Genomic DNA, 24,480 nt, shown 5'->3' on the forward strand with positions numbered 1-24,480 from the left:
GAGAAATCGGGACTTTTTTGACTATTGTTTATTTGACATAGGTTTTTAAACTTTCCCCAAAGTATATAATTGTTCCATAGTTGGTGTTGGACTACCGCCAGCTGGTTCCAAGGTGATTCCAAAGGCTTCGGCATCACCCGTTTTTTCAACGGCAAATATCTTGCTGTTGTTGTCTTTGAAGTTAGCCAGTGTACCAATGCTGGTTGGTGTTAATTGTGGCAACAACTTTAAAGACCATATTTGGTATTCTTTTCCTTCCGGTGGTTCTGGTAATCCGCTGGCATCTACATACACCACTTGCGTTTGTTTGTTCCAATAGATTTTAGCTTTTGCTGTTGGAGCAACCGCTTGTCCACCAAGGTTTACCACCGTGTTAGTTTCGTCACGTACTACATTTAAAACCAATTCGGTTTCCTTGTTTTTAGCTTCTAAATCGATTACAGATTCCTGTAATTTAGATTTCTCTTTCTCAATAGTCACCACCTGATTGGTAGTTTCATTCAGTTTTGAATACTGATATCCTATTCCGATTAAGAGTGCTAGTGACGCCGCCCATCCCATATACGAAGTCCATGAGCTTTCGGATTTCATGCTGATTACTTTTCCGTGTTTTAACTCGAGTTTCGCTTTGATTTTCTCGAACTGACTATGGGAGATAAAAGGAGAAAAACTGCTGGAAAGGTTAATAACTGCCTTTTCGATGGAGATGATTTCCGCTTTGATTTCCGGATTTTTATTGGACATAGCCGTTACCTGATCGTTTTCGGATTCACTTAACAAACCGTAAACATAGAGTTCCAATATTCCTGATTCTATATATTCTTTAGTTTCCATTACACTTTTAAATAATTTCGTAGGTCGTTCATACACATGCGATTTTGGGTCTTAACAGTTCCTAACGGAATTTCTAATTCCTCCGATGCTTCCTGTTGCGTGAATCCCTTGAAGAACAATAAGTCGATTAACTGAATACATTTTGGCTTGAGTTTATTGATAAACTCCTTTAATCCGATACTATCGATTTTGTTCGTTAACTTGTTACTGTCATCCAACAGATGTACGAAATTATCAGAGGATAGGTTTTTTTGACTGTTGTTAAATCCTTTAGAACGCAACTTGTCAATGGTGGTATTCCGTGCGATGTTAAGCATCCAGGTATACAGTCTTCCTTTGCTCTGATTGTACGAGTCGATGTTTTTCCATATTTTCACAAACACTTCCTGAAGCACATCTTCGGCTTCTTCGCGATCGCTAATCAAATTGGTAATAATGCTGAACAAACTCTTTGAATACATATCATAGAGTAGGGTAAATGCCCTTTCTTCCTTCCTCAGAAGCAAGGGTAATAATTCTTCTTGTGTCATACCTAAATGTTTATTTATCGTAAAAATAAAGAAACTTCTTCGAAAGAATCTAATTATTTTAAGGTAAAACACCATGTTTTAAAACCAAGAAGCTCTTTTTTTCGTACTTGACTTTGGAAAAGTCAAAGTGCTAAAAATTTAGTTTATTTTAAGTAAAAAAAATATTGTTTTGATACTAAGAAATGGTAGGGAAAACCAATTTTGACTTGTTAGCGTATATAGAGTAGGGAAGATTGCTATGAAAAATTTCTTTCTGGGTTTTGATAGAAACGGAGTTTCTATTTGGTTTTGTTAGGAGTCCAACATTTAGTTGGACTCTTTTTTTAGTCTAAACTTTACGAATTGTCTAACACTTTCTTCTGAAATAATGAGTATTTTTATAAAAAATTATAACATGAAAAAGATAGCCTCTTTAGCAGTAGCCTTACTATTATTTAGTTGCCAAAACCAAGCACAAAATCACGCACAAAACAATACACCCACTATGGAAACACAAACGCCTGTAACAGCGCAGACTATTTATCAATTTAAAGTAACTGATTTATACGGAAAGGTATTCGACTTTGCCACACTCAAAGGAAAGAAGATACTCATCGTAAACACGGCTTCTGAATGTGGATTGACGCCACAATACAAAGATTTAGAAGCGATTTATAAAAAATACAAAGACCTTAATTTTGTGATAGTAGGTTTTCCTGCTAATAACTTTGGTTCACAGGAACCAGGAAGCAATGCTGAAATTGCTAAGTTTTGTGAAATGAATTACGGTGTTACCTTCCCTATGATGGAAAAAATATCTGTAAAAGGAAAGGACATGCACCCATTGTATCAGTTTTTAACTCAAAAAAGTAAAAACGGTTTGCAGGATAGTGACGTAGAATGGAATTTCCAAAAATATTTAATCAACGAACAAGGACATTTGGAAAAAGTACTATCTCCAAGAGTTTTACCAACAGATGCCGCTATCGTAAGTTGGATTAATCAGAAGTAATACTAATTTTAAGCCTTATTTTATGTCGAAACAAACCAAAGCCTTTGTCTATAATTTTATCAGCTTTGCAGCTTTCTTTCTTCCTTTTTATTATTTAATTCAAAAGTATACTGGACTGACAGGCTATTTTATTCCGATAACGGCTTTTGTCGTGGCTACTTTATTGGCGCCTAAATATCAAGCAGTCAAAACCCAAGAAGGCGAAAAGCTGTTTGTAAAATGGATTTTCAGCAAAGGCGTCAAAGAGGTAAAGTAGGAGTTGGGATTTGAGAATTAGGAATTTAAAATATTTAAAAGGCTGCCCTTCGTTATTTTTTCTTCTTCTTATCCGCTTTTTCTTTGGCTTTTACCGTAGCCTTATACAACGGAATGAAATAAGAAACGGTGTAGTTGAATCCGATGCCAAAATCTCCGTTATACGTTCTGTTAAATCCGGGAATGTATAAGTTTTCGAAGTTGTTGGGTTGTTTTTGCGAAATTAATCGGTTCAATCTTACGCTAAAACCAACGAAGATATTGTTGAATACTTCGGCTTTCATTCCGGCCACTACTTCAACCCATTGTGCTGATAATCCTTTGAATTCTTCTCCTGATATAATGGTAGGTTCTTCTCCAAAATACGGATTTGGATTATAGATTTGGTAACTGTTCAACGTTTGGCTAAAACTACTCACGCCGTAGCGCAAACCGACAGAGATGATGTTTTCCATATCGAGCCAGTTCTGATAGCTGTTATAATCAAAACCTACTTTCAGATACGTACCTTTGGTAGTAAAGTTGAGTTGGTCATCGTCTACTGTTTTGTCTTCATTTCCAATTTCAGCCGCTAGATAATGTCTTCGCGTTACGCGATAATCACCGACTAATTCTAGTCCGCGGTAATCCTTTTCATAAAAGGAACGCGTCAGTTTGAACAAATCCACACCCACACGTAATCCATAACGTTCTTTTTTTACAGGAACGGAATCTTTTTTGGTTTCAGTTTGCTGTTGGGCACTGCTCGTTAATGAAAGCACTACCAGGCAAATACTAAAAGTAAACTTTGATATGTGTTTCATTTTCGGTGTTAATGGTTGTAGTTAAAATATTGAAGTCTTGTATCCAAAAATTCACAGGTGTGGTGACATCAGATTTGATAACGCCGTTGGGAGCCGGATTTAGTTCAAAGATAGTCTTGTAGCCACAAGCTCTGGAAACGTAGACATTTTCGGGTGTATACACAAACTCCAATACATCTTCATTGGGCGTTATTCCGGTGCTATTGAGAATCAAACTGTATTTTGTGCTAGTGGCTGCTAACTTCAAAGGTAGTTCCAGCTTACTGCCATTAAAGAGATACCTATCCTCATCATCTTCTTCTAGTGTCGGGTCAAAAACCATAAAGTCATTGGTTCCAAATTCTTTTACTTTTAAGTTTAGCACATTTTTGATCGTAGCATTATTCGAAATATCGTAGAATTCCACGATCAATCTTGGCGTAGTCTCATCAGTACAGATGTCGTCTTTCTCACAGGCGGAGAAGGATATGATTAGTACAAACAGCAATAGTATCTTTTTCATATTTATTTTAGTTGAGTTTTCAGTCTCGGTTCTCAGTCTCAGTTTTCAGATATTTTCTACTGTGCCTGCGACTTAAAACTGCGACTGTTTACTATCTTTTCTCCAAAAGTACGACATTTTCGACATGATGCGTTTGCGGAAACATATCTACAGGTCGTACTCGGGTAACTTTATACTGTTCGTCCATTAAAGCTAAATCTCTAGCTTGTGTGGCCGAGTTGCAGCTTACGTACACAATCTTTGCAGCACCAATTTTAAGCAACTGTTCTACTACATCTTTATGCATTCCGTCACGAGGAGGATCGGTGATTACGACATCCGGCTGACCGTGTTGGGCGATGAAGTCGTCGTTGAACACGTTTTTCATATCGCCTACATAAAATTCACAGTTGGTAATGCTGTTACGTTTCGCGTTTTCTTTAGCATCCGCAATGGCTTCGGGAACGGCTTCCACACCAATAACCTTTTTCGCTTGTTTGGAAACGAATTGCGCGATGGTTCCTGTTCCGGTATACAAATCGTACACCACTTCATTTCCGGTTAAGCCAGCAAACTCACGGGTGATTTTATACAATTCGTAGGCTTGGTCGGAGTTGGTCTGATAAAACGATTTGGCATTGATGCTGAACTGTAATCCTTCCATGGCTTCCAAAATGTAATCACGTCCTTTATAAAGCCTAATGTCCTGATCGTATAAAGTATCGTTGGCTTTGCTATTGATGACGTATTGTAGAGACGTTATTTGAGGAAACGTTGCGTGGATATGGTCTAATAGTAATTCTCGTTGTTTTTTATCTTCCTGATAGAACTGAATCAGTACCATAAGTTCTCCCGTCGATGCTGTTCTAATCATCAGGGTTCGCAACAAACCTTCATGGTTTCGGGCATTGAAGAACGTCATACCGTTTTCGGTGGCGAAGCGTTTGATTTCGTTACGAATAGCATTAGACGGATCTTCCTGCAGATGGCATTTTTCAATATCTAAAATCTTATCCCACATTCTCGGAATATGAAATCCGAGTGCCGGTTTTTTACTGAGCGATTGGTCTTCCGATTTGATTTCGGTTTCGTTTAACCAACGCGTATCCGAAAATCCGAATTCCATTTTATTTCTGTAAAAGAATTGCTTTTCCGAACCTAGAATGGGTTCAAAGTCGGGCAATTCAATCTTACCGATGCGTTTGAGGTTATTATAGACTTCCTGATTTTTATAAAACAGCTGTTGTTCGTACTTCATATTCTGCCATTTGCAACCGCCACAGGCACCAAAATGTTGGCACACGGGTTCGATTCTGTTTTCAGAATAGGAGTGGAACTTGATGGCTTTGCCTTCAAAATAAGACTTGCGTTTTTTTAAGGTTTGCACATCTACCACATCGCCGGGAACGACGTTGGGTATAAAGATGACCTGACCTTCCGGAGCCTTAGCTACCGATACGCCTTTGGCACCGGCATCGAGCACGGTTACGTTTTCAAAGATGACTTTGTTGGTTTGTTTTCTTCCCATGGCGCAAAAATAGAAAATAGAGAATAGAAAATAGATAAAAGATGATAGAAAATAGACTTGGGTTTGTTGTGAATAACATCATGCTAAACCTTTGTTCGGTGTTGTTCGCGTTTAGTTCGTAAAAACACGTAAATAAGCGGCACAATACCGAACAAAACCCGAAAAAAACACCTTTGTCTTTTGAGCTTATTTTTTAATAGTAGCTTTAGGAAATTCTTATATTTGGAAAAAATGATTCACCTATGCCAACCCACTTAGCCCTTCTCCGCGGCATCAATGTCTCGGGACACAAAATGATTAATATGGTGGCTTTGAAAAAAGCCCTGGAAGGCATTGGTTTTACCAATGTAGTTACGTATATCCAATCCGGAAATGTGTTTGTGGATACGGTAGAGGAAAGTCCGAGTAAAGTTGGTTTTCTGATCAAACAGGAAATCTTTAAGGAATTTGGGCATGATGTTCCGGTTATTGTGATTGGCAAAGAAGATTTGCAAGCGTGTTTGGATCGTAATGAGTTTCTGAATGATGAAGGCGTGGATTTGAAGAAATTGTACGTCTCTTTTATATCATCGGAATTGCCAGAAAATATGATTACGCAGCTCAACTTAAATTTTATCAAACCCGATGAAATTCAGCTCGACGGTAAACGAATTTACCTCAAATACGATGTTTCTCCAGCCAAAACCAGGCTTGACAATAAATGGATCGAGAAAAGTATGAATGTAGTTTCAACCACACGCAATTGGAATACTGTGAATAAGTTGTTGGAGATGTTCCTGCCTTCGCGGGAATGACAAAAGCATGCGACTTGAATGCCTGCCAGGTATAAACATTATTAAGTAAACCTGTCTTTCCCGCGCAGGCGGGAATCCATAATCCAATACGATGTATAAAACTATCCATCAATATTATGTTTACATTTTGGCCAGTAAAAAGAACGGCACACTTTATATTGGTGTAACAAATGATTTGGAAGCCAGAGTACTACAACATAAACAAAAAATCAATGAAGGTTTTACTTCTAAATATGATGTTGGGCTTTTAGTTTATTTTGAAACTTTCCAATACGTAAATGATGCCATAAAACGGGAAAAACAATTGAAAAAATGGAACCGACAGTGGAAAATAAACCTGATTGAAGAGGAAAACAAAGATTGGAATGATCTTTCTTCTGATTGGTATGATTAATAACTGTCTTTTCCTTAGAGGTAAAAAAGTAATTATGTTTATTATGGATTCCCGCCTTCGCGGGAAAGACAAAAAAAGGGCTGTAAGCCAAAACTAATTTCTGCATTAGAAATAATGATAATTATATAACATATACCTTGTATTTGATGCTTAAATTTGGATTTCAATTTTAAAACAACATACAATCATGAAAAGAAATGCTACAGCCGTTTGGAAAGGTTCTGTCAAAGAAGGCAAAGGAACGCTTACTACCCAAAGTACCGTATTAAATAACACACAATATTCTTTTGGTTCCCGTTTTGAAGATGGTATTGGAACCAATCCGGAAGAATTAGTTGCCGCAGCACATTCTGGTTGCTTTACCATGCAGCTTTCGGCTTTTATTGGGGAAGCCGGATTTGAAGCGGAAAACATTCAGACTAAATGTGTAATCGATTTCCAAAACGGCGCTATCGTAGGTTCTCATTTAACGGTAGAGGCTAGTATTCCGGGAATTACAGAGGAAACTTTTCAGGAATTGGTAACCAAAGCCGAGAAAAACTGTCCGATATCTAAATTGCTGAATACTGAAATTACATCGTCGGCTACTTTGGTGTAAACGACCGTATGCAATACATTCAAGCCTCATTTTCTTTCCGAGAGTGAGGCTTTTTGTAGTTTATGGCGTACATTAGCACTAAAATAAAAATGGAATGAGTGATAAGAAAACCTTTCGAAGCAGTATTTCCGGTCTTGAATATCCTGAACGTAATAGGGTTTGGAGTAAATCAATACGCAGTGGTATCTTTGACCTAATCAAAAAGGATCATCCTGATTTTGATACCAATGGATGTATAGCCGACAGTGAATTGAGCTTGTACCGCGAAAAATATATTTCGGGTTTTCTGCAGTCAGAAGTAGGAGAGCTTTCTAAGTTGCATAAAAGCGTAATTAGCTCCCTTAATAGCGATAAATCCTTCGTTTCTAAGGTTGAAGAAGATGCCGACAACCGAACTTTTGGCCAAGTTATAGCAGATAAAGTGGCTGCTTTTGGTGGGAGTTGGACCTTTATCATCTCATTCTTTGTCTTTATATTGATTTGGATATTTACGAATGTCTATTGGTTGCTGAACAAGGGTTTTGATCCGTATCCTTTTATCCTTTTGAATTTACTTTTATCTTGTTTGGCGGCTTTACAAGCACCGGTAATTATGATGAGCCAAAACCGTCAGGAAGAAAAGGACAGAGAGCGAGCCAAGAAGGATTATATGATTAACCTTAAATCAGAGCTCGAAATCAGAATGCTTGACGAAAAATTAGACCATCTTATCATGCATCAACAGCAGGAACTGATTGAAATTCAGAAAGTGCAGATTGAAATGATGAATGATATTTTGAGCAGGATTGATAAAAAGAAATAATTCAAAATTCATAATTAAATTTTACATTTGTTTTAACGTATGGATGATTTCTCTCCAATAAGAAGGAATGGCGATATATTAAATAACCTATAACGAGATTAGGTTACAAAATTCAATTACAATGTCAGTTTTAGAAAAAATGAGTTCTGCCGAAGCGATAGCTTTAGAAAACAAGTATGGTGCCCACAACTATCATCCGTTACCCGTCGTTTTGAGTAGAGGAGAAGGTGTATACGTTTGGGATGTGGAAGGCAAAAAATACTATGATTTTCTTTCGGCGTATTCGGCTGTAAATCAAGGACACTGCCATCCAAAGATTGTTGGTGCCATGATGGAACAGGCACAAACTTTAACACTTACGTCTAGAGCTTTTTACAATGATAAATTAGGCGTTTACGAGGAATACATTACTAAATACTTTGGTTTTGATAAAGTTCTTCCAATGAATACTGGAGCAGAAGCTGTGGAAACGGCTTTGAAACTTTGCAGAAAATGGGCGTATGAAAAGAAAGGTATTCCCGAAAACGAAGCACAGATTATAGTTTGTGACGGTAACTTTCACGGAAGAACTACCACCATCATTTCGTTTTCTAATGATGACAATGCCCGTAAAAACTTTGGCCCGTATACTGCTGGATTTATAAAAATTGCCTACGATGATATTGATGCTTTGGAAAAAGCCATTACATCTTCTAATAACATTGCCGGTTTCTTAGTGGAGCCTATTCAGGGTGAGGCCGGAGTTTATGTGCCTAGTGAAGATTATTTAGCGAAAGCTAAGGATCTTTGCGAAAATCACAACGTACTTTTTATCGCCGATGAAGTGCAAACAGGAATTGCAAGAACGGGATCTTTGCTGGCGGTTTGTGGTAACTGTAGCTGTGAAAATAAATGTGAAAAGCAATCGTCTTATGTGGCACCGGATATCTTAATTTTAGGAAAAGCCTTGTCAGGTGGTGCCTATCCAGTTTCTGCTGTTTTGGCGAATGATGGCATTATGAATGTTATTAAACCGGGACAACACGGTTCTACTTTTGGTGGAAATCCTATTGCGGGCGCTGTTGCTATTGCTGCAATGGATGTTGTAACCGAAGAACACTTGGCACAAAACGCCCGTAAACTAGGGAAGATTTTCAGAACAGAATTAGCTAACTATATTGCAACCTCAAACATTGCTACATTAGTACGCGGAAAAGGACTCTTAAATGCTGTAGTAATTAATGATACGGAAGATAGTGATACGGCATGGAATATCTGTATGGCCTTGCGTGATAATGGACTATTGGCGAAACCAACACACGGAAATATCATCCGTTTTGCGCCACCGTTGGTGATGACTGAAGCACAATTATTAGATTGTGTTGCCATCATTATCAAGACCTTAAAGCAATTTGAAAAGTAATAACCAATTTTTTATAACCAACCAAAACCTTTTTAATTATGGAAGAACAAAACAATTTTAAATTGAATGAATTAGCAGTTTCCGCTGTAAGAGAAAGTGCCAAATGGTGTATGTTTCTCGCTATTGTCGGATTTATTTTCATCGGATTGATGGTAGTGGCCGGATTATTTATGGCAGTAGCTATGTCGGCAATACCAGATGATCCATACGGAGGAGGCATGGGTATGGACCCTTTCTCTGCCATTAAGAGTTATTTAGGAGCTGTGTACATTGTAATGGCTTTGATCTATTTCTTTCCGGTGTATTATTTATTCAATTATGCCAAAAAAATGAAAGAAGCTTTACAATCGTTTAACGAAAATATTCTAGCGGATGCTTTAGTGAATTTAAAATCACACCACAAGTTTTTGGGTATATTTACTATCGTTATGATTGCAGTCTACATCATCGCAATTATTGCTTTTGTTGGAGTTTTTGCCTCAATGGCTGGTGGCGGAATGTAATCTGTAAATTATATTATCATTAAAACCAGCTATTTCAGCTGGTTTTTTTTATTTTTGGAATTAGAAATCCCTTATCATGAAAAAACTACTTATTCCTATAATGTTTGTAGCCATACTAGTTGGTTTGTTTGAGCAATCCAAAGACAAACCCAACATCTATATTTTATGTGCAGCAGTAGCCGTATTCATGTTTGGCATGATGCAGCTCACGTCGAAAGTTCCGAGTAAAAACCAAAGAGAGAAAGAGGAGGAAGACGATGTTGAATAAAGGAGATAAAGTTTCGGTATTAGATGATGCTATTGATGGGGTTATAGTTGACATTAAAGGTTCAGATGTTATCATCGAAACTACTGATGGTTTTACACTTACCTTCAAAAGCAACGAGTTGATTAAAATAGGCAGCAGCCCTATGAATTTCAGCTTTAATAAAAATCACATAATCAGTGAAAAGGAAGTTGCTAAGCCCAACTACATCAATAAAGAAAAGAAATCCAAAAGAGAAATTCCGGCTCCGGAGTTTGATTTGCATATCGAAAAGTTGGTTAAAAATCATAAATCGATGAGCAATTATGACATCCTGACCACTCAGATGGAAACGGCCAAACGACATATCGAATTCGCCATCAGAAATAGAATTCCGAAGATTGTATTTATTCACGGCGTAGGTGAAGGGGTTTTAAAATCAGACCTTGATTTTTTATTAGGCCGTTATGATAATGTTGTTTTTCAAGACGCGAATTATCAAAAATACGGACAAGGCGCGACGGAGGTTTATTTTAAGCAGAATTTAAAATAAGACGAATAGATAATAGACGGATAGAGAATAGACAAAGCTTCAGACTAAAAATGTCTATCATCTATTATCTTTTTGTCTATCATCTTAGTTCTTTTCCCTTGTAATAATTGATAAGCAAATCTACGAACTTGCTGTAGCTTTCTAAACCATCTTTTTGCTGGTTAGCTTTAAGGAATTGATCGTAAAAAGCATGAAAACCCTTGTCAATAATAGTGTCGTACTGCTTCCAGAACAGTTCACTTTCTTTGTAGTTTTTTAAAATTCCGGGATGAACGGTTGCTTTAAACATTTTAAATTTCGCTTCATCTTTGAGAAAGACATTTTCCAGACAATAACGCAAAGCACTGGAATAAGCAGCATACTGAAAATACAAATCGTCATTTTTAATGCCTGCCATAAATCCAATAAAGTTACATTCACTTTCACTGGCATAGCCAATCTGATGCGCCATTTCATGACATACCACATTCGGAAATCCATACATAGGCAATTTGTAATTGACCTGAGACTCATTGGTAAACGGATTCAAATAACCACCAAATCCCATATAAGTTAAGGGTAAACTAAACAACGATTGCTTTATGCTGGGTATTTTGTATTTGAAAAAGGGATGCTCTTTTGCCAGATTATCGTAGCCGTTTTGGGTCATGCTAAAGATACTGTCCTGCGAATACGGATTAGATACTTTACTGTTTTTGTTCTGCGTAATTTTAAAGTGGATTTCGTTGGTTTTGGAAATGAGCTTTTCGGTGAATGCAAACAAATCTGCATCAGAATATTTCCTTTGAATCTGCATCTTTTCAAACAAAGGCATTCTGTAATAATTGAATCCCCATAACAAATGGAACAAGAAATAGAATAAGGACAAACCACCCATCACTTTCAACAAATGATGTTTCCATTGACTACGCCATGTTTTTCGAGTTTTCCAGATAGAAATCACTAAATAAAAAATCAGCAATCCATACAAAACATCTCCTACCGAAAAAGGAAATAGCCCAAAAAATCTTCGTTCTATACTTGAGGTAAAAACATAGAGACCATTACTGTAGAACCTTTCCACTATTTCGGGAAAGAACGCCAAAACCTTAACAAAAAGAATTTGGAGTAACAGAAAAATCGGAAGTAGGTATTGGCGTTTCACAATGCTGTTTTAAAGTGTAAATATAATCAAATCGTCACTTCGAGTTTTTCAAAATTGCAAATTTTGAAAAGTATCGAGAAGCATTTTTGCTAGGTAAAGTTCTCGATATAATTTTCTATCGAAAATCACTCGAACAGACGAGCGAACTTTGTAACTTTGTGCTTCGACATTAAAAAAATAACAACATAAATGAGCCAAGAAATCAGAAACCTAGAACCCAAAGTACTTTGGAATAAATTTGCCGATTTAAATGCGGTGCCTCGTCCGTCTAAAAAAGAAGAACGTGTCATCGAATTCATGAAAAAATTTGGTGAGAGTCTCGGACTAGAAACATTTGAAGACGACATCCGCAATGTGATCATCCGAAAGCCCGCTACTGCGGGAATGGAAAACCGTAAGACGATAGTGTTACAAGGACATTTGGACATGGTACATCAAAAAAACAACGACACCCAATTTGATTTCGATACTCAAGGAATTGATATGTTTGTCGATGGTGACTGGGTACGTGCTCGAGGGACCACGCTTGGCGCTGATAACGGATTGGGAGTGGCAGCTATCATGGCCGTATTGGAAAGTAAAGATATTCCGCATCCTGCTATTGAGGCGCTGTTTACCATTGATGAAGAAACCGGAATGACAGGTGCTTTAGGCTTAAAAGGCGGTATTTTGAAAGGAGAAATTCTTTTAAATCTAGATACAGAAGAAGACGATGAAATTGATATTGGCTGTGCCGGTGGTATAGATGTAACGGCTACCCGAACGTATGCCGAAGAAGAAACGCCGGAAGATTCAGTAGGATATACCATTACTGTAAAAGGATTAAATGGCGGACACTCCGGAATGGACATTCACAAAGGTTTAGGCAATGCCAACAAAATTATGAACCGACTTTTATTTGATGGTTTTGAGAATTTTGGTCTGCAAATTGCCGAAATCCATGGAGGAAGTTTGCGCAATGCTATTCCGCGTGAAAGTGTTGCTAAAGTGATTGTGGCCGGAATGTACGATGAAGCCTTTGTGTTTGATATGCAGGAAATCATCAATGATATTAAATTTGAATTCAAGACAACGGAACCGAACTTGACTATTGAAATTGTAAAAGGAGATGTGCCAAATAAAGTAATGGATTTAGGGGTTCAAGAAGGTTTGATACGATCGCTATATGCAGCACACAATGGCGTTTACCGAATGAGTCCGGACATGGCGGATTTGGTAGAAACCTCGAATAACATTTCGAAAGTGGTGGTTAAAGACGGTACCATCACCATTCAAAACCTAACCCGTTCTTCGGTAGAAAGCTCGAAGTTTGATTTAGCCAATGCCTTACGTTCGGCCTACGAACTGTTTGGTTGCGAAGTAGAATTTGGAGGAAGCTATCCAGGTTGGACTCCAAATGTTAAGTCGGAAATACTGGATGTTTTAGTCGACATCTATCAGAAACAAAATGGAAGCAAACCCAATGTCGTGGCTTGTCACGCCGGATTAGAATGTGGTATTTTAGGAACGAATTATCCTGGAATGGACATGATATCCTTTGGACCAACAATCCATGGAGCACACAGTCCGGATGAAAGAGCTTCGATTACATCATCGCAAAAATTCTGGAAGTTTTATTTGGAGATATTGGCGAATATTCCGGAGAAGAAATAGAAGCAAGAGACAAGAAGCAAGAAGCAAGAAGCAAGAAGCAAGAGAAAAGATAATAGAAAATACAAACCTCGTTTAGCAATAGACGAGGTTTTTTATTTATAGTTATTCCCTAAAATAATATACTTTTAATACGAATTTTACGTTATCCCAAAAAAGCCTATTTATGAAAAAAGTCTTGCTCATCGCTTTAATATCAAGTTTGTTTTTTTCTTGTCAAAAGGAGCACAGGGTCAAGAACGTTGAACGGGCTTTTTATTATTGGAAATCAGATCAATATCAGATGTCAACTCAATTAGATTCTGTGCGGAGAAGGTGTAAGACTGACAAATTATATATTAAGTATTTTGAAGTAGATTATAGTGATGCGCTTGGTTTTTTTCCTATTTCAAAAACAGAACTGTATTTCTACAGTATGCAGGATAGCTTGAATATTGTGCCAACAGTTTATCTGAAAAATGACATTTTTAGGAAGGCTTCAAAAGGCGCCATTGATACTCTCGCAGATAATGTCAATTTTCTTATCAATAAATACAGCAAAGAAAAATTTGACAGGGCTAAACCACCCAAAGAGTTTCAAATGGATTGTGATTGGACCCTGAAAACCAAGGACAATTATTTTTATTTTCTGAAAAAATTAAAGGAAATCTCCCAAAAAGAGATTAGCTGCACGCTTCGCTTGTATCCTTATAAATATCCGGATAAAATGGGAAATCCCCCTGTTGATAAAGTGATGCTGATGTGTTACAACTTAATTAATCCACTAGAGAATCCGAATAAAAATTCTATTTTGGATTTAGCGGAATTAGAAAGTTACCTCGTCTCTGCCAAAAAATATCCCAAGCATATTGATGTGGCACTTCCTATTTATTCTTGGATGCAGGTATATCAAAATGAACGTTTTTCTAATGTCATCTATACCAATATTAAAAAGATGAAAACGGTTTTAAAACAAGACAAACCATTATGGTATTCGGTTACTAAAGATACTATCGTTAATGATGTTTATTTGAGAATTGGTGATAAAATAAAATCGGAGGAAGTCACTGCTCAAAAGATAAAAGACGCTATAGTGCTCCTAAAGAAAAACATCGACTTTGATGACAACACTACTGTTTCGTTATTTCATTTGGACGAAGAACAATTAAAGAAATATACCGATGAAGAAATCGCTGCTTTTTATACTGATTTTACTAAGTAGTAAGCTGTTGGCCTGCGGATTCTATCCTAGTGGAGAAGATTTGCGATTTACCTTTTTTAACAACAGATTATTTGGCTATTATGCCTTTGATGAGTTTAATTACTCGGCAAATTATTTTTATCCCGGAATTCAATATCCGGCGGATTATGTTTTTCCTAATGAACAGCTTTGGTTTGACTACTGTAAAGGAAAAGTACCGTTGAACTCCATTTCAAAGGTGCTTAATACGCTTCCTGCAAGTCAAATTACATCACAATCTCAGAACTCCATGATTCAGTATTTGTTTAAGATGAAAGATGGTGAAGCCATTAATTACCTAAAGTTTGCTAAAATTTCGGAGTTTGGCAACTCTTGGGAAGAAGATCCTTGGGAGCGCAATAGCTCCTTTGTGACTGTTGCCCGCAGTAATCAAATAAAGAAAGCTATCCGTTTGGCAGCTATTACTAAGACGCAGTCGCTCAAACTTCGCTACTTATTTTTAGCAATGCGACTTTCTTACTACAACAGCGATATTAAAACCATAAATACTTTATTTGAAAAGAATATAAAAAACAGTAAGCAGAAAGATATTATTTATTATTGGAGCTTGTATTTTCAATCTTTGGCAGAAAAAGATTCGGCACTTTGCAATTTTTATGCGGCACAGGTTTTCGCCAATGCTCCTGATAAGCGTTTTATGATTGCACAACAATTCAATTCAGAAATTCCGATTGAAAGAGTGCTTGCTTTTGCCCAAAATGATAAAGAGCGCGCTAATGTGTATCTTTTAAAAGGAATCCTGAGCGTAGACCAATCCTCAGAGTATCTTAAGAAACTGTACCAGTTAGCGCCGAATTCAGAAGGCTTTAGTTTCCTTTTACTACGCGAAGTTAATAAAATTGAAGATTGGGTTTTTACCCCTTATTATTCTCTTTTTGAACCGGCTACAAGAAGACAATCTTGGCAGGAAGATGGCAATAACTCGGTTACTGAAATTTTGAAAAGAGTAGCAGGCGATAGGCAATATGCTGCTAATGTTTTAGCTTTTATCAATACAGTTCCTGTAAGCAAAACCGATAATCCTATGCTTTTTACTTTGAGTAAAATGTATCTGCAATTTATCAGTCAGAATTATGAGGGTTGTTTGTCCTCCATCTCCAATATCGAAAAAAATAAATGCTCCGTAGAGGTGCAAAAGCAAATTGAAATCATAAAAGCGCTTGCATTAACTGCAAATCAGGAATACGGAAAAGCGATTATTCTGGATGAAGTCAAGCCAATCGTACTAAAAAACAATGCGTATCAGAAATTTATTTTTGCTTTGGGCAGAGAATTAGAATATAAAGGCAATACCACCGATGCTGCGTTATTGTATTCTTTGATGAATGAAGTGCAGTGGAGTGAAGAAACCGATTCGTATACCAATAATGCCTTTTGGAAATCTAAAAAAAGTCAGGGTGATACTTATGCTGATTTTTATGATAATTATTTTGATTATATGAATGTCATGTATACACCAGAACAAGTACAGTCGTTGATTAATAACATTATCATTAATAGGTCGAGCAAAGACGAGTTTGCCATCTATAAATATAAAATATTGAAAAGTGAGATTTCCAGACTACATGATTTATTGGGAACCAAATACATTCGCCAAAACAGATTGCAAAAAGCGGTACACGCATTCAGAAAGGTCAACAATAAGTTATGGAATGATAAATACACTTCATGGGAAAGGAATAAAGATAACAGTTGGGATTACGGCAATAATGTATTTGACCAAAATCCATTTTATGTATTGAAGTATACTCCGGAATTTATTCCGGTAAAGGATACGATAAGGTTGAACAAATATACCGTCACAAAGCAATTGATTAAATACATTAACCGAGCCAATAATCCTTTAACCAAAGATCGGGATTATTACTATTTTCTGGTCGCCAATTGTTATTACAATATGACACAAAATGGAAATTCATGGATGATGCGACGGTATTATTGGTCAAGTATTGGAGGTGCGACTTTCATTGAAGATGAAAAGGAATTCCACGAATGTAATTTGGCACAGCACTATTATAAATTAGCTTTAAGCAAAGCAAAAACAGATAAGTTTAAAGCCCTTTGTCTGCGCATGATTGGAAAATGTGAATCGTTCCGATTACGATATTCTCAGCCCTATGATTATAATGGCGATTATGAAGCCTATGCGCATGGGATTAGTAGCAAAAACAAATACTACCAGGATTTGAAGTTAAAGTACCCTGAGTATTATAAAGATGTGATTTCAGATTGTTCTTTATTTTCAGAATATTTTATGGCCAGAAGATAAAAAAAGCTCCCGATTCGGGAGCTTTCATTTTCTATTAACCAAATAAAAATAGAAATAACAAAGGGAATAGCAATCCGGCTAAGGCCAGTTTCCATCCTCTTCGTTTAAAAGTAAACTTTCCGGCTGGAATCATTATGGCTCCTGTAATAGCTATCGTTATTAAGGAAAAACCAAAGATATCCGAGTAGTAAATCCACCAGTTGGAAGTGTTTTTATGGAGTTTCATCATGTGACTGATGAGTGGCGTTTTCTGAAACGATACTATTTCTCCTTTTCCTGTTGCCATATCTATTTCGACATCATGTCTTTCAAAGGAAATTTTAAAAGTTCCTTTCTTTACACTGTGACGTCGAATCTTATCGTCAATGCCCAAGGCCTTTCCTAAGGAGTCAGCAAAAGGTTCACTTATTTTATCTTCAGTAGGCAATTGTACTTGAATCGCTTTGGTTTCAACCGTGTATTTTTCAGGATGCCAATTTTCTCGGTGGTTCATCATAATCCCTGAAAACGCAAAGGATATAATCAACCCAATGTAAAAATACCCTAAATCACGGTGGAGGTTTCTGATAGTAGCTTGTTTCATTGAAAGATAGTTTAGAATTTATAAGAAACCGTACTCGTTAACATTCTCGGAGCAATGGGTGTAACGGTATTGTCATCATAAACATAATAACTCAAAGCATTTCCTAAATTAGCCAGTTTCGCTCTGAAAGTGAAATTTTTAATCGAATATCCAATAGAGGCATCGAATTGTAAAAATCCGTCCACAGGAATAGGTGTTCTTGCAAGTTCTGCTGGAGTTGACGCATTGTTAGGACGAAGTCGGCCACCCAAACGTTCTCCAATGTAAGTCGATTGCAAGCCCAATTCTAATCCTTTTAATGGAGTAGTTTCGAAAGTGTAAAAAGCACTAGCGTTGGCAGTATGTTTTGGAGAAAAACGCAAATATGTTCCGGCATCATAGATGTTGCTTTTGGTGTATTTGGTTTCATTGAAGCTATAACCCGCAATTACTCGCAAACCTTTATGGTGTGCTGTGATATCAATTTCAACACCCTTACTTTGATACGCTCCCGCCAATTCTTTGATGTTTGGATCTGGAACAGTGAGACTAAAATCAGTTTGCGCCAAATTGCCATAATCAATTAGATACGTCGTAAGATTAGCCACCAAGTGGCCTTTGAAAAATTCGTTTTTAATTCCGATTTCGTATTGATCGATTGTAGAATGTGGCAAGGCATTCAAATTTTTGTCTGTTCCTGTATTCAGTACAAACGAATCAGAATAACTGGCAAATACGGAGTTGGTTTTGGTTGGTTGGAATACCAAACCTACTTTTGGCGAAATGATATTATCGTTAGTAGTATTTTCTGAATTTTTATTGTTTGAAAAGGTTAGGGTATTGGTGGTGTTTTCTAAATAGCTGTAACGCAAACCGGCAAAAACTTTAAACTTAGTATTCAACTCGATTAAGTCCTGAAAATAAATTCCGGCTCTTTTTACGTTAGCCAGTGTATTCGTGTTTTTATCCATGGTTGGTAATTCAGTATCAGCATAATCTGGATTTCTTTCAAAAGTTGCTTTCGGATTGTAAATGTTGATTTTGTCAAACCAAAGTATATTTTTATAAGCCAAAGTAGCCGTATTGCTTTGGTCGGCGTCGGCTCCGATCAGTAACGTATGTTTTATTTTTCCAGTGTGAAAGGTTCCGTTCAAATCGATTTCGGCCAAACTGTAGTCTTGTTCTGTGTCGGTTTTTTGAACACCTCTTTTCCAGTCTCCATTATCTCTAATAAGATTATTGTCGAGGTTTAGAGGGTCATTAATACCTGCATTAGGTCTGAGACTGGAAAATAAATTAGTACTGTAACCTTGGTAAGAGAAAATTCCTTTCAGTTGCCAGTTTTTATTTAAGTCGTGATTGATAGTAGAAGTGAAGCCCACTAGTTCAGAGGCAAATCTTCCCCAGTTGAAGCCTAGGAAGGCGTTTCGTGGTAAGTCGACTACTTTGTAATCGATGGTGGCCAAACCAAAATCAGGTGTTCTGTTGTCTTTGGTGTAATCAGCTTCAATTAATATGTTCGTTTTCGCCGAAATATCAAAAAGGAATGAAGGATTAAAATAGATTCTATCGGTGGTTACTTCATCTCTAAAACTGTTCCCTTGTTCGTAACTGCTAATAAAACGATATGCTATCGTATTGCTGTTGTTTACACTTCCATATACATCTAGCGTTGGTTTGAAAAAATTATATTCGGTGGTTCTGATGCTTATTTCACCGCCATGATCAAATCGAGGTTTTTTAGTAATAAGATTCAAAATGCCTCCTGGAGCAACATTGCCATACAATAGCGCCGAACTTCCTTTTAAAATCTCGATGCTTTCCAAAGAACTGGTTTCCGGAATCAACGAACCATTAAAACGAACTCCGTTTCTGAACGTATTAGCACCGCTAAAAGTAAATCCACGTGAACCTAATTCCTCTTGGTTGTTTCCGGAAGCATTACTGGCACCCGAAACATAAACTCCGTTAGCATTTCGAACCACATCGGAAAGTCTTAAAACCTGCTGCTGCTTTAGGGTTTCTTTTCCGATTACCATGGAAGCTTGAGGCAAGTCAAGTGGTTTTATATTTGATTTTCCACTTTTGACGATAGTTTTTTGCTGTTGCGAAATGATGATGATTTCTTTAAGGACTTCTCCTTTTTTATTTTTGATGGTATCACTTAAAGTGCTAGTTTCTTCAGCAACTTCAGTATAATTTTCTTGTGCAAATACTGTTGTATTTATACTAAATACTAGGACTATGGCGGCTATATATTTATACATTTATTTAGAATAAGTTAAAATAACGAGGCAAAGATAGATACGAGAAAGCAATAAAAAAAGTTTATTTAGATTAAATATAAATAAAAAATTAAGCTTTTTTATAACAAATTGATTTACTGAAAACTATAGCGAAAAAAAAACTCCCAATCAATTAGGAGTTTTTTTATTTCTTCTACCATACCAAATCAGAAAGCCTGTAATGGGCAAACTAGCAATTAATAAACTTATTAAAAAAGCGAATATTTTTCCAGGTAAACCCAATATAGCTCCAGTGTGAATATCGTAGTTCATGCGCATTAAAGTATCTGAAGTAGTAGCATTTTTTAATTTTCCGAAGATGTGATTTACTTCTTTTTCTTTTAAAGTGTATTGATCAAAATACCGATAATCTGTCTTCCAGTAAGTTCCTTTATCTAAATTCGCATTGGCAGCAATAGACGCAGTATCGGTTTCCGGTGGATGGACTTCTATCGATTCGGCATTGGGATATTCCTTTTGCATCAGCATCCAAACTTTATCTAAAGGTTTATGAACAGCAATGATAGCAGCTTCTTTTTTAGAAACAGGATCAACATATATAAGTGATTTTTCGCCACCAATAGCAGTGTAATAACTATAACCAAACCATTGGAAACCCCAAACCAATCCGGTAACCGCAAAGATTAGCGCAATTAACATTACATAGAATCCGGTGATATTGTGCAAATCGTAATTTTTGCGTTTCCATTGTATGCCCTCTTTCCAACGAAACCAAAAACGTTGTTTAGCTGCTTTTTTATTTTTGGGATACCACAGAATCAATCCGGTAATTAACATCAATACGAAAATCAATGTAGCCGATGCGCACACCGTTTGACCTATGGCATCGGGTAACCAAAGATAGAAATGGCCATCAAGAATAAACCGGAAAAAGCCTTCTTCCATATTGGATTTCTCGAGCACTTTGCCTGAGTACGGATTCAAATAAACAATGTAATAATATGTTGGTTCGTAATGGTAAAAGATGGCTTCAGCTGATTTCTCGGAACCATTATATTTAATGGCATGTAGTTGTTTATCTGGGAATTCTTTTCGAGCAATTTGTTCCAATTGTGAGGGAGCCATAAAAGGACTATTTTGCTTTTCAACAAATCGGTACTCTTGTGTAAGATTTTGAATTTCTTCCTGAAACGCATACAAACAGCCTGTGATAGCTATGATGAAAACTACCAATCCCGATGCCAAGCCAAGCCAAAGATGGATGTTTCTAATGGTTTTTTTAAAGCGATTTTTTTGCATGTGTAAAGTGTAAAAACTCCCCAAAAAAATGAGGAGTTTAATGAAACAAACAAGAAACAAATTTTAATACAGCTATTAAAATTTATAGGTTAATCCGGCAGTTAGGCTTCTCAATCGTTGTGGCGTAACCGTAGACCAACCGGAATAGTATTTTTCGTTTAAAAGATTATTCACTTTTAATGTAATGTTGAATTTATCGTTATTATACGATAGTGCCGAATTTAGAATGGTATAATCAGGTAATTTGAAACTTCCTGTATTTTTTCGGTGTAATACATAGTATTCGCTGGCATGGTTTCCACCAAATCCGATTCCAAAACCTTTTAAGCTTCCGGTAGTAAAAGCATAATTTGCCCAAAGGTTAACCAATGCTCTTGGTCCGGCTTCTTCTGGTCGGAAACCAATATAAGTATCATCTAAAACGTCTTTGGTGACCTCGCTGTCATTGTAGCTATATCCGGCAATCACGTTAAATCCTTTTACAGGATTGGCAGTAAAACTGATTTCAACACCATTACTGTTCACTGCACCACCTTGACGGAAATTTGTGAAACCAGCATCAGAATTAACTCGGTCTTTAACATCAATATTATAATAACTAATGGTTGCTGAGATAATCTCTTTGTAAAGATTGGTTTTTAGACCAAATTCATATTGATTCGCATGTTCCGGTTTGAAAGCTTTATACGTATTGTCAAGCTGCAGTATTGGAGCATTGTTTTTAAATCCGTTCATATAATTACCAAATACCGATACTTTGTTTTGGATAATTTGATACACCGCTCCAAATTTTGGCGAAACCGCTATTTGATTATAACTTTGGTCTACTGATTTACTAATAAAATTATCAACTCTAACACTCGCCATAACCGATAATTTGTCGGTAATATTTAAAACATCAGAAACATAGGCGCTGATAACTTCGTTTTCGGATTCGGTATTTCCAGGATATGAACCAGCTAATAAATTATCCACACCAGCGCTAGATAAAACTCCAGTGTCTATTCCTGTTGACAAAGTAACCGTTCCGTTAGCTAACCAACCAGCATTTCCATTTCTTTGATTTAGGTTTAAGTAATCAATACCAATAACCATTCGATTTCTTAGCTTTCCAATGTTGAAATCTCCGATAAAGTTTTGTTGAATATCAGTTCCTTGTGTTTGCGAATTGGCTTTAGAAATAAAACGAGTAAATTGATCTCCATTTCCAACATCATATAAATAGTGATAATATCCATTTGTTTTGGCATTACTTCTTGATAAAACGGTTTGAGAAGTCCATTGCTTGGATAATTTATAGAACATTTGCGCTTGCATATTAAATGTTGGATTACTCATGGTTAACTCATTTGTTGTAAATGAATTGTAATAGTTTTTTTCAAATAAATCCATTGAAAAGAAGGAAAGCGGAACATTTCTATTCAAGAAAATCATTGGCGCATTCGCAGAAGTTCTATTTGTAAATTCCGTATTAATCAAAAATGAGAGTTTGTCATTGACTTTGTAACTTAATGATGGTGCGACAAAAAGCGATTTTGAAAAGCCGGCATCTTGAAAAGAATCTTCGTTTTGATTAGCAGCAGTTACTCGAAGGGCAACATCTTTATTCAAAGGAATATTGACATCAGCGGTAATTCGGTCCAAACCATAAGTTCCGGCATTATAGCTTATTTCACCTCCAAAACTTTGATAAGGCTTTTTGGTAATAACATTAATTAAACCACCATAAGAAATTAAGCTACTTCCAAATAAAGTTCCCGATGGGCCTTTAATCACTTCAATATTGTCCACATTGATGGGATCTATACTACCATTATTGATTCCGGGTAAACCATTAATCATAGTGGGTTGAACAGAAAAACCACGCATGGTATAATATTCAGCGCCATCACCACCACGCCCAGTAGATTCCCAAAGTCGGGTAATTCCGGTTGCGTTTTTTAGGGCATCGTTAAAATTGGTTACGACTTGTTCCTTCAATAATTCGCTAGTAACGGTATTGTAAACCTGTGGGTTTTCGATATTGTTTAACGGCATTTTTGATACAGTAGTGCTTTTTTCTCTTTTGTATTTGTATTTGTTTGTATTAACTTCTACTTCTTTCAATGCGTTGATGGTATCTTTCTTGGTTTCCTGACCCAAAGCCGTGATTGAAATGAGTAAGCCTGCAGTAATAATGACTAGATTTTTCATTCTTATTTAGATTAAATTAAAATAATAATGCAAATATACTAGTTCGAATTAATCTACAAAATTTATTTAGACTAAATATAAATAATAATTTTTAACGTATTGACTTTGAAGAATTAGGGAATGCAAAACCCAACTGTTTAGTGAGGTTTGGTAATGCTAAATAGGGAAGTAGTTCTTATTTTTTGGTCATAGGATAACTTTCCTGACTCAGTTTTCCTTGTTGAGTACCCGAAATAGTAGCAATTAAACTAGTTGGGCTAACTTTTTTATAGGTGATTTTTTTAGGATAATCATGCGCCAGATTTTCGAAGCTAAATGTATTCTCAGCATCAGATGTCATAGTAAAAGTTACTGGTTCATCGTTGTTTTGTCCGCTTACGGTTGGAATGTATAGCAACGTCTCATTCTTTTGAGTCAAAATGATTCGTTCTAAGTGAACCGTATCTTTTTCTTTAATAAAATAACTTTTGCCCGAATAGGTACTGTCATTTTCCTTAATCCAGATTTCTGATACGACTCCATCTGGTAGCTTTTGTTCCCAATTACCAACAAGCCATTCCATTTTGTGGAGTTTATCAAATTTTTTTTCAGATTTGTTTTGACAACCTATTAGAGTTGCAATGAACAAAGCCAGTACTACTATATTTTTCATATTCTATCTCTTTTTTTTCATTGGAAAAAATTCAGGTTTATGATTTTTACCATAAATCGTTGCTATCATACTGTCATTTTCAATTTTCCGATAAACAATTTTATTAGGAAAATCATGTTTTGGATTTTCAAAAGTAATAGAGTCCTTGGCCATTAATGTAGCATAAAAGGCAACTGGTTTTTCATTATTTTGATTTCTGACCGAAACAATATAAAATAAATTATCGTTTCTTTCCATTAAGTCAATCTTTTCATAAAAAACCGTGTCCTTGTTAACCAACACAAAGCTTTCAGCCACATAAGAACTATCAGTGGCTTTCTTCCAGATTTCTGTAAATTCAGAGTCTTTACTTTTATTATTCCATTCGCCAAGAAACCAATTGGCTTGATTTATTTTTTCAAATTTGTTTACAGATTTTTGTTGGCATGAAGTTACTAATACTATCGAAAGTAGCACAACTAGTTTTTTCATTTTTTGATTTTTTATAAAACTATACAATACTATAAAAAATCT

General features: G+C 36.3%; 25 protein-coding genes. 13 read left to right on the top strand and 12 right to left on the bottom strand.

All coding sequences use genetic code 11. The features are described 5' to 3' along the window. Positions 1 to 45 precede the first annotated feature (45 nt). Complete coding sequence (locus ACULEU_RS06840; protein WP_445454704.1) at positions 46 to 834, bottom strand: anti-sigma factor; 789 nt, start codon at positions 832 to 834, stop codon at positions 46 to 48. Then, on the bottom strand, positions 834 to 1,364 hold the full coding sequence (locus ACULEU_RS06845) for an RNA polymerase sigma factor (RefSeq protein WP_445454705.1): 531 nt from the start codon (positions 1,362 to 1,364) through the stop codon (positions 834 to 836). The genes ACULEU_RS06840 and ACULEU_RS06845 overlap by 1 nt, the downstream gene beginning before the upstream one ends. 394 nt (positions 1,365 to 1,758) lie before the next feature. Between ACULEU_RS06845 and ACULEU_RS06850 the strand changes: the two genes are divergently transcribed. Further along, positions 1,759 to 2,355, top strand: a complete 597-nt coding sequence (locus ACULEU_RS06850; protein WP_445454706.1) for a glutathione peroxidase — start codon at positions 1,759 to 1,761, stop codon at positions 2,353 to 2,355. A gap of 22 nt (positions 2,356 to 2,377) precedes the next feature. Continuing rightward, positions 2,378 to 2,611: a hypothetical protein gene (locus ACULEU_RS06855; RefSeq protein WP_445454707.1), complete on the top strand. Its 234-nt coding sequence runs from the start codon at positions 2,378 to 2,380 to the stop codon at positions 2,609 to 2,611. A gap of 52 nt (positions 2,612 to 2,663) precedes the next feature. Here the strand turns inward: ACULEU_RS06855 and ACULEU_RS06860 are convergent, their stop codons facing one another. From ACULEU_RS06860 to rlmD, 3 genes are all read right to left on the bottom strand, one after another. Next, the gene (locus ACULEU_RS06860) at positions 2,664 to 3,413 is read right to left on the bottom strand and encodes a DUF6048 family protein (protein WP_445454708.1); all 750 of its coding nucleotides are present in this window, start codon (positions 3,411 to 3,413) and stop codon (positions 2,664 to 2,666) included. Beyond that, on the bottom strand, positions 3,385 to 3,915 hold the full coding sequence (locus tag ACULEU_RS06865) for a DUF6452 family protein (RefSeq protein WP_445454709.1): 531 nt from the start codon (positions 3,913 to 3,915) through the stop codon (positions 3,385 to 3,387). Before ACULEU_RS06865 ends, ACULEU_RS06860 begins: the two co-directional genes overlap by 29 nt. Before the next feature lie 91 nt (positions 3,916 to 4,006). Further along, positions 4,007 to 5,422 (bottom strand): 23S rRNA (uracil(1939)-C(5))-methyltransferase RlmD, encoded by a 1,416-nt coding sequence (rlmD, locus tag ACULEU_RS06870; RefSeq protein WP_445454710.1) that lies wholly within the window; start codon positions 5,420 to 5,422, stop codon positions 4,007 to 4,009. Between the two features lie 242 nt (positions 5,423 to 5,664). Between rlmD and ACULEU_RS06875 the strand changes: the two genes are divergently transcribed. The 8 genes from ACULEU_RS06875 (at position 5,665) to ACULEU_RS06910 (ending at position 10,712) form a co-directional block, all read left to right on the top strand. Then, complete coding sequence (locus tag ACULEU_RS06875) at positions 5,665 to 6,216, top strand: DUF1697 domain-containing protein (RefSeq protein ID WP_445454711.1); 552 nt, start codon at positions 5,665 to 5,667, stop codon at positions 6,214 to 6,216. Positions 6,217 to 6,307: 91 nt separating this feature from the next. After that, positions 6,308 to 6,610: a GIY-YIG nuclease family protein gene (locus tag ACULEU_RS06880; RefSeq protein WP_445454712.1), complete on the top strand. Its 303-nt coding sequence runs from the start codon at positions 6,308 to 6,310 to the stop codon at positions 6,608 to 6,610. Between the two features lie 187 nt (positions 6,611 to 6,797). After that, a complete protein-coding gene (locus tag ACULEU_RS06885; protein WP_445454713.1) occupies positions 6,798 to 7,208 on the top strand; it encodes an OsmC family protein in 411 nt (136 codons plus the stop codon). A 94-nt stretch (positions 7,209 to 7,302) separates the two neighbouring features. Further along, positions 7,303 to 8,010, top strand: a complete 708-nt coding sequence (locus ACULEU_RS06890; RefSeq protein ID WP_445454714.1) for a DUF1003 domain-containing protein — start codon at positions 7,303 to 7,305, stop codon at positions 8,008 to 8,010. A 121-nt stretch (positions 8,011 to 8,131) separates the two neighbouring features. After that, entirely contained in the window at positions 8,132 to 9,412 is a 1,281-nt protein-coding gene (rocD, locus tag ACULEU_RS06895) for an ornithine--oxo-acid transaminase (protein ID WP_445454715.1), read from the top strand. A gap of 38 nt (positions 9,413 to 9,450) precedes the next feature. Beyond that, positions 9,451 to 9,915 carry a hypothetical protein gene (locus ACULEU_RS06900; protein ID WP_445454716.1) on the top strand — a complete coding sequence of 155 codons (465 nt, stop codon included), beginning with the start codon at positions 9,451 to 9,453 and terminating at the stop codon, positions 9,913 to 9,915. A 76-nt stretch (positions 9,916 to 9,991) separates the two neighbouring features. Further along, positions 9,992 to 10,183: a hypothetical protein gene (locus tag ACULEU_RS06905; RefSeq protein ID WP_445454717.1), complete on the top strand. Its 192-nt coding sequence runs from the start codon at positions 9,992 to 9,994 to the stop codon at positions 10,181 to 10,183. Beyond that, on the top strand, positions 10,173 to 10,712 hold the full coding sequence (locus tag ACULEU_RS06910) for a Smr/MutS family protein (protein WP_445454718.1): 540 nt from the start codon (positions 10,173 to 10,175) through the stop codon (positions 10,710 to 10,712). Before ACULEU_RS06905 ends, ACULEU_RS06910 begins: the two co-directional genes overlap by 11 nt. Positions 10,713 to 10,791: 79 nt before the next feature. Here ACULEU_RS06910 and ACULEU_RS06915 read toward each other — a convergent pair whose 3' ends face one another. Then, positions 10,792 to 11,856 (bottom strand): DUF3810 domain-containing protein, encoded by a 1,065-nt coding sequence (locus tag ACULEU_RS06915; RefSeq protein WP_445454719.1) that lies wholly within the window; start codon positions 11,854 to 11,856, stop codon positions 10,792 to 10,794. 189 nt (positions 11,857 to 12,045) lie between these two features. Between ACULEU_RS06915 and ACULEU_RS06920 the strand changes: the two genes are divergently transcribed. The 3 genes from ACULEU_RS06920 to ACULEU_RS06930 all read left to right on the top strand — a co-directional run bounded on the left by ACULEU_RS06920 (position 12,046) and on the right by ACULEU_RS06930 (position 17,015). Then, a complete protein-coding gene (locus ACULEU_RS06920; RefSeq protein ID WP_445454720.1) occupies positions 12,046 to 13,509 on the top strand; it encodes an aminoacyl-histidine dipeptidase in 1,464 nt (487 codons plus the stop codon). A gap of 280 nt (positions 13,510 to 13,789) precedes the next feature. After that, on the top strand, positions 13,790 to 14,707 hold the full coding sequence (locus ACULEU_RS06925) for a hypothetical protein (RefSeq protein WP_445454721.1): 918 nt from the start codon (positions 13,790 to 13,792) through the stop codon (positions 14,705 to 14,707). Continuing rightward, positions 14,667 to 17,015: a hypothetical protein gene (locus ACULEU_RS06930; protein WP_445454722.1), complete on the top strand. Its 2,349-nt coding sequence runs from the start codon at positions 14,667 to 14,669 to the stop codon at positions 17,013 to 17,015. Before ACULEU_RS06925 ends, ACULEU_RS06930 begins: the two co-directional genes overlap by 41 nt. Positions 17,016 to 17,049: 34 nt before the next feature. Here the strand turns inward: ACULEU_RS06930 and ACULEU_RS06935 are convergent, their stop codons facing one another. The 6 genes from ACULEU_RS06935 to ACULEU_RS06960 form a co-directional block, all read right to left on the bottom strand. Continuing rightward, positions 17,050 to 17,598: a PepSY-associated TM helix domain-containing protein gene (locus ACULEU_RS06935; protein ID WP_445454723.1), complete on the bottom strand. Its 549-nt coding sequence runs from the start codon at positions 17,596 to 17,598 to the stop codon at positions 17,050 to 17,052. 11 nt (positions 17,599 to 17,609) lie between these two features. Next, positions 17,610 to 19,844: a TonB-dependent siderophore receptor gene (locus tag ACULEU_RS06940; RefSeq protein WP_445454724.1), complete on the bottom strand. Its 2,235-nt coding sequence runs from the start codon at positions 19,842 to 19,844 to the stop codon at positions 17,610 to 17,612. A 147-nt stretch (positions 19,845 to 19,991) separates the two neighbouring features. Further along, complete coding sequence (locus ACULEU_RS06945; RefSeq protein ID WP_445454725.1) at positions 19,992 to 21,122, bottom strand: PepSY-associated TM helix domain-containing protein; 1,131 nt, start codon at positions 21,120 to 21,122, stop codon at positions 19,992 to 19,994. 75 nt (positions 21,123 to 21,197) lie between these two features. Continuing rightward, positions 21,198 to 23,315, bottom strand: a complete 2,118-nt coding sequence (locus ACULEU_RS06950; protein WP_445454726.1) for a TonB-dependent siderophore receptor — start codon at positions 23,313 to 23,315, stop codon at positions 21,198 to 21,200. A gap of 175 nt (positions 23,316 to 23,490) precedes the next feature. Next, a complete protein-coding gene (locus ACULEU_RS06955; protein WP_445454727.1) occupies positions 23,491 to 23,967 on the bottom strand; it encodes a DUF6265 family protein in 477 nt (158 codons plus the stop codon). 3 nt (positions 23,968 to 23,970) lie between these two features. Beyond that, positions 23,971 to 24,438, bottom strand: a complete 468-nt coding sequence (locus ACULEU_RS06960) for a DUF6265 family protein (RefSeq protein WP_445454728.1) — start codon at positions 24,436 to 24,438, stop codon at positions 23,971 to 23,973. Positions 24,439 to 24,480: the final 42 nt, after the last annotated feature.

This window comes from Flavobacterium sp. 25HG05S-40 (assembly GCF_052654735.1).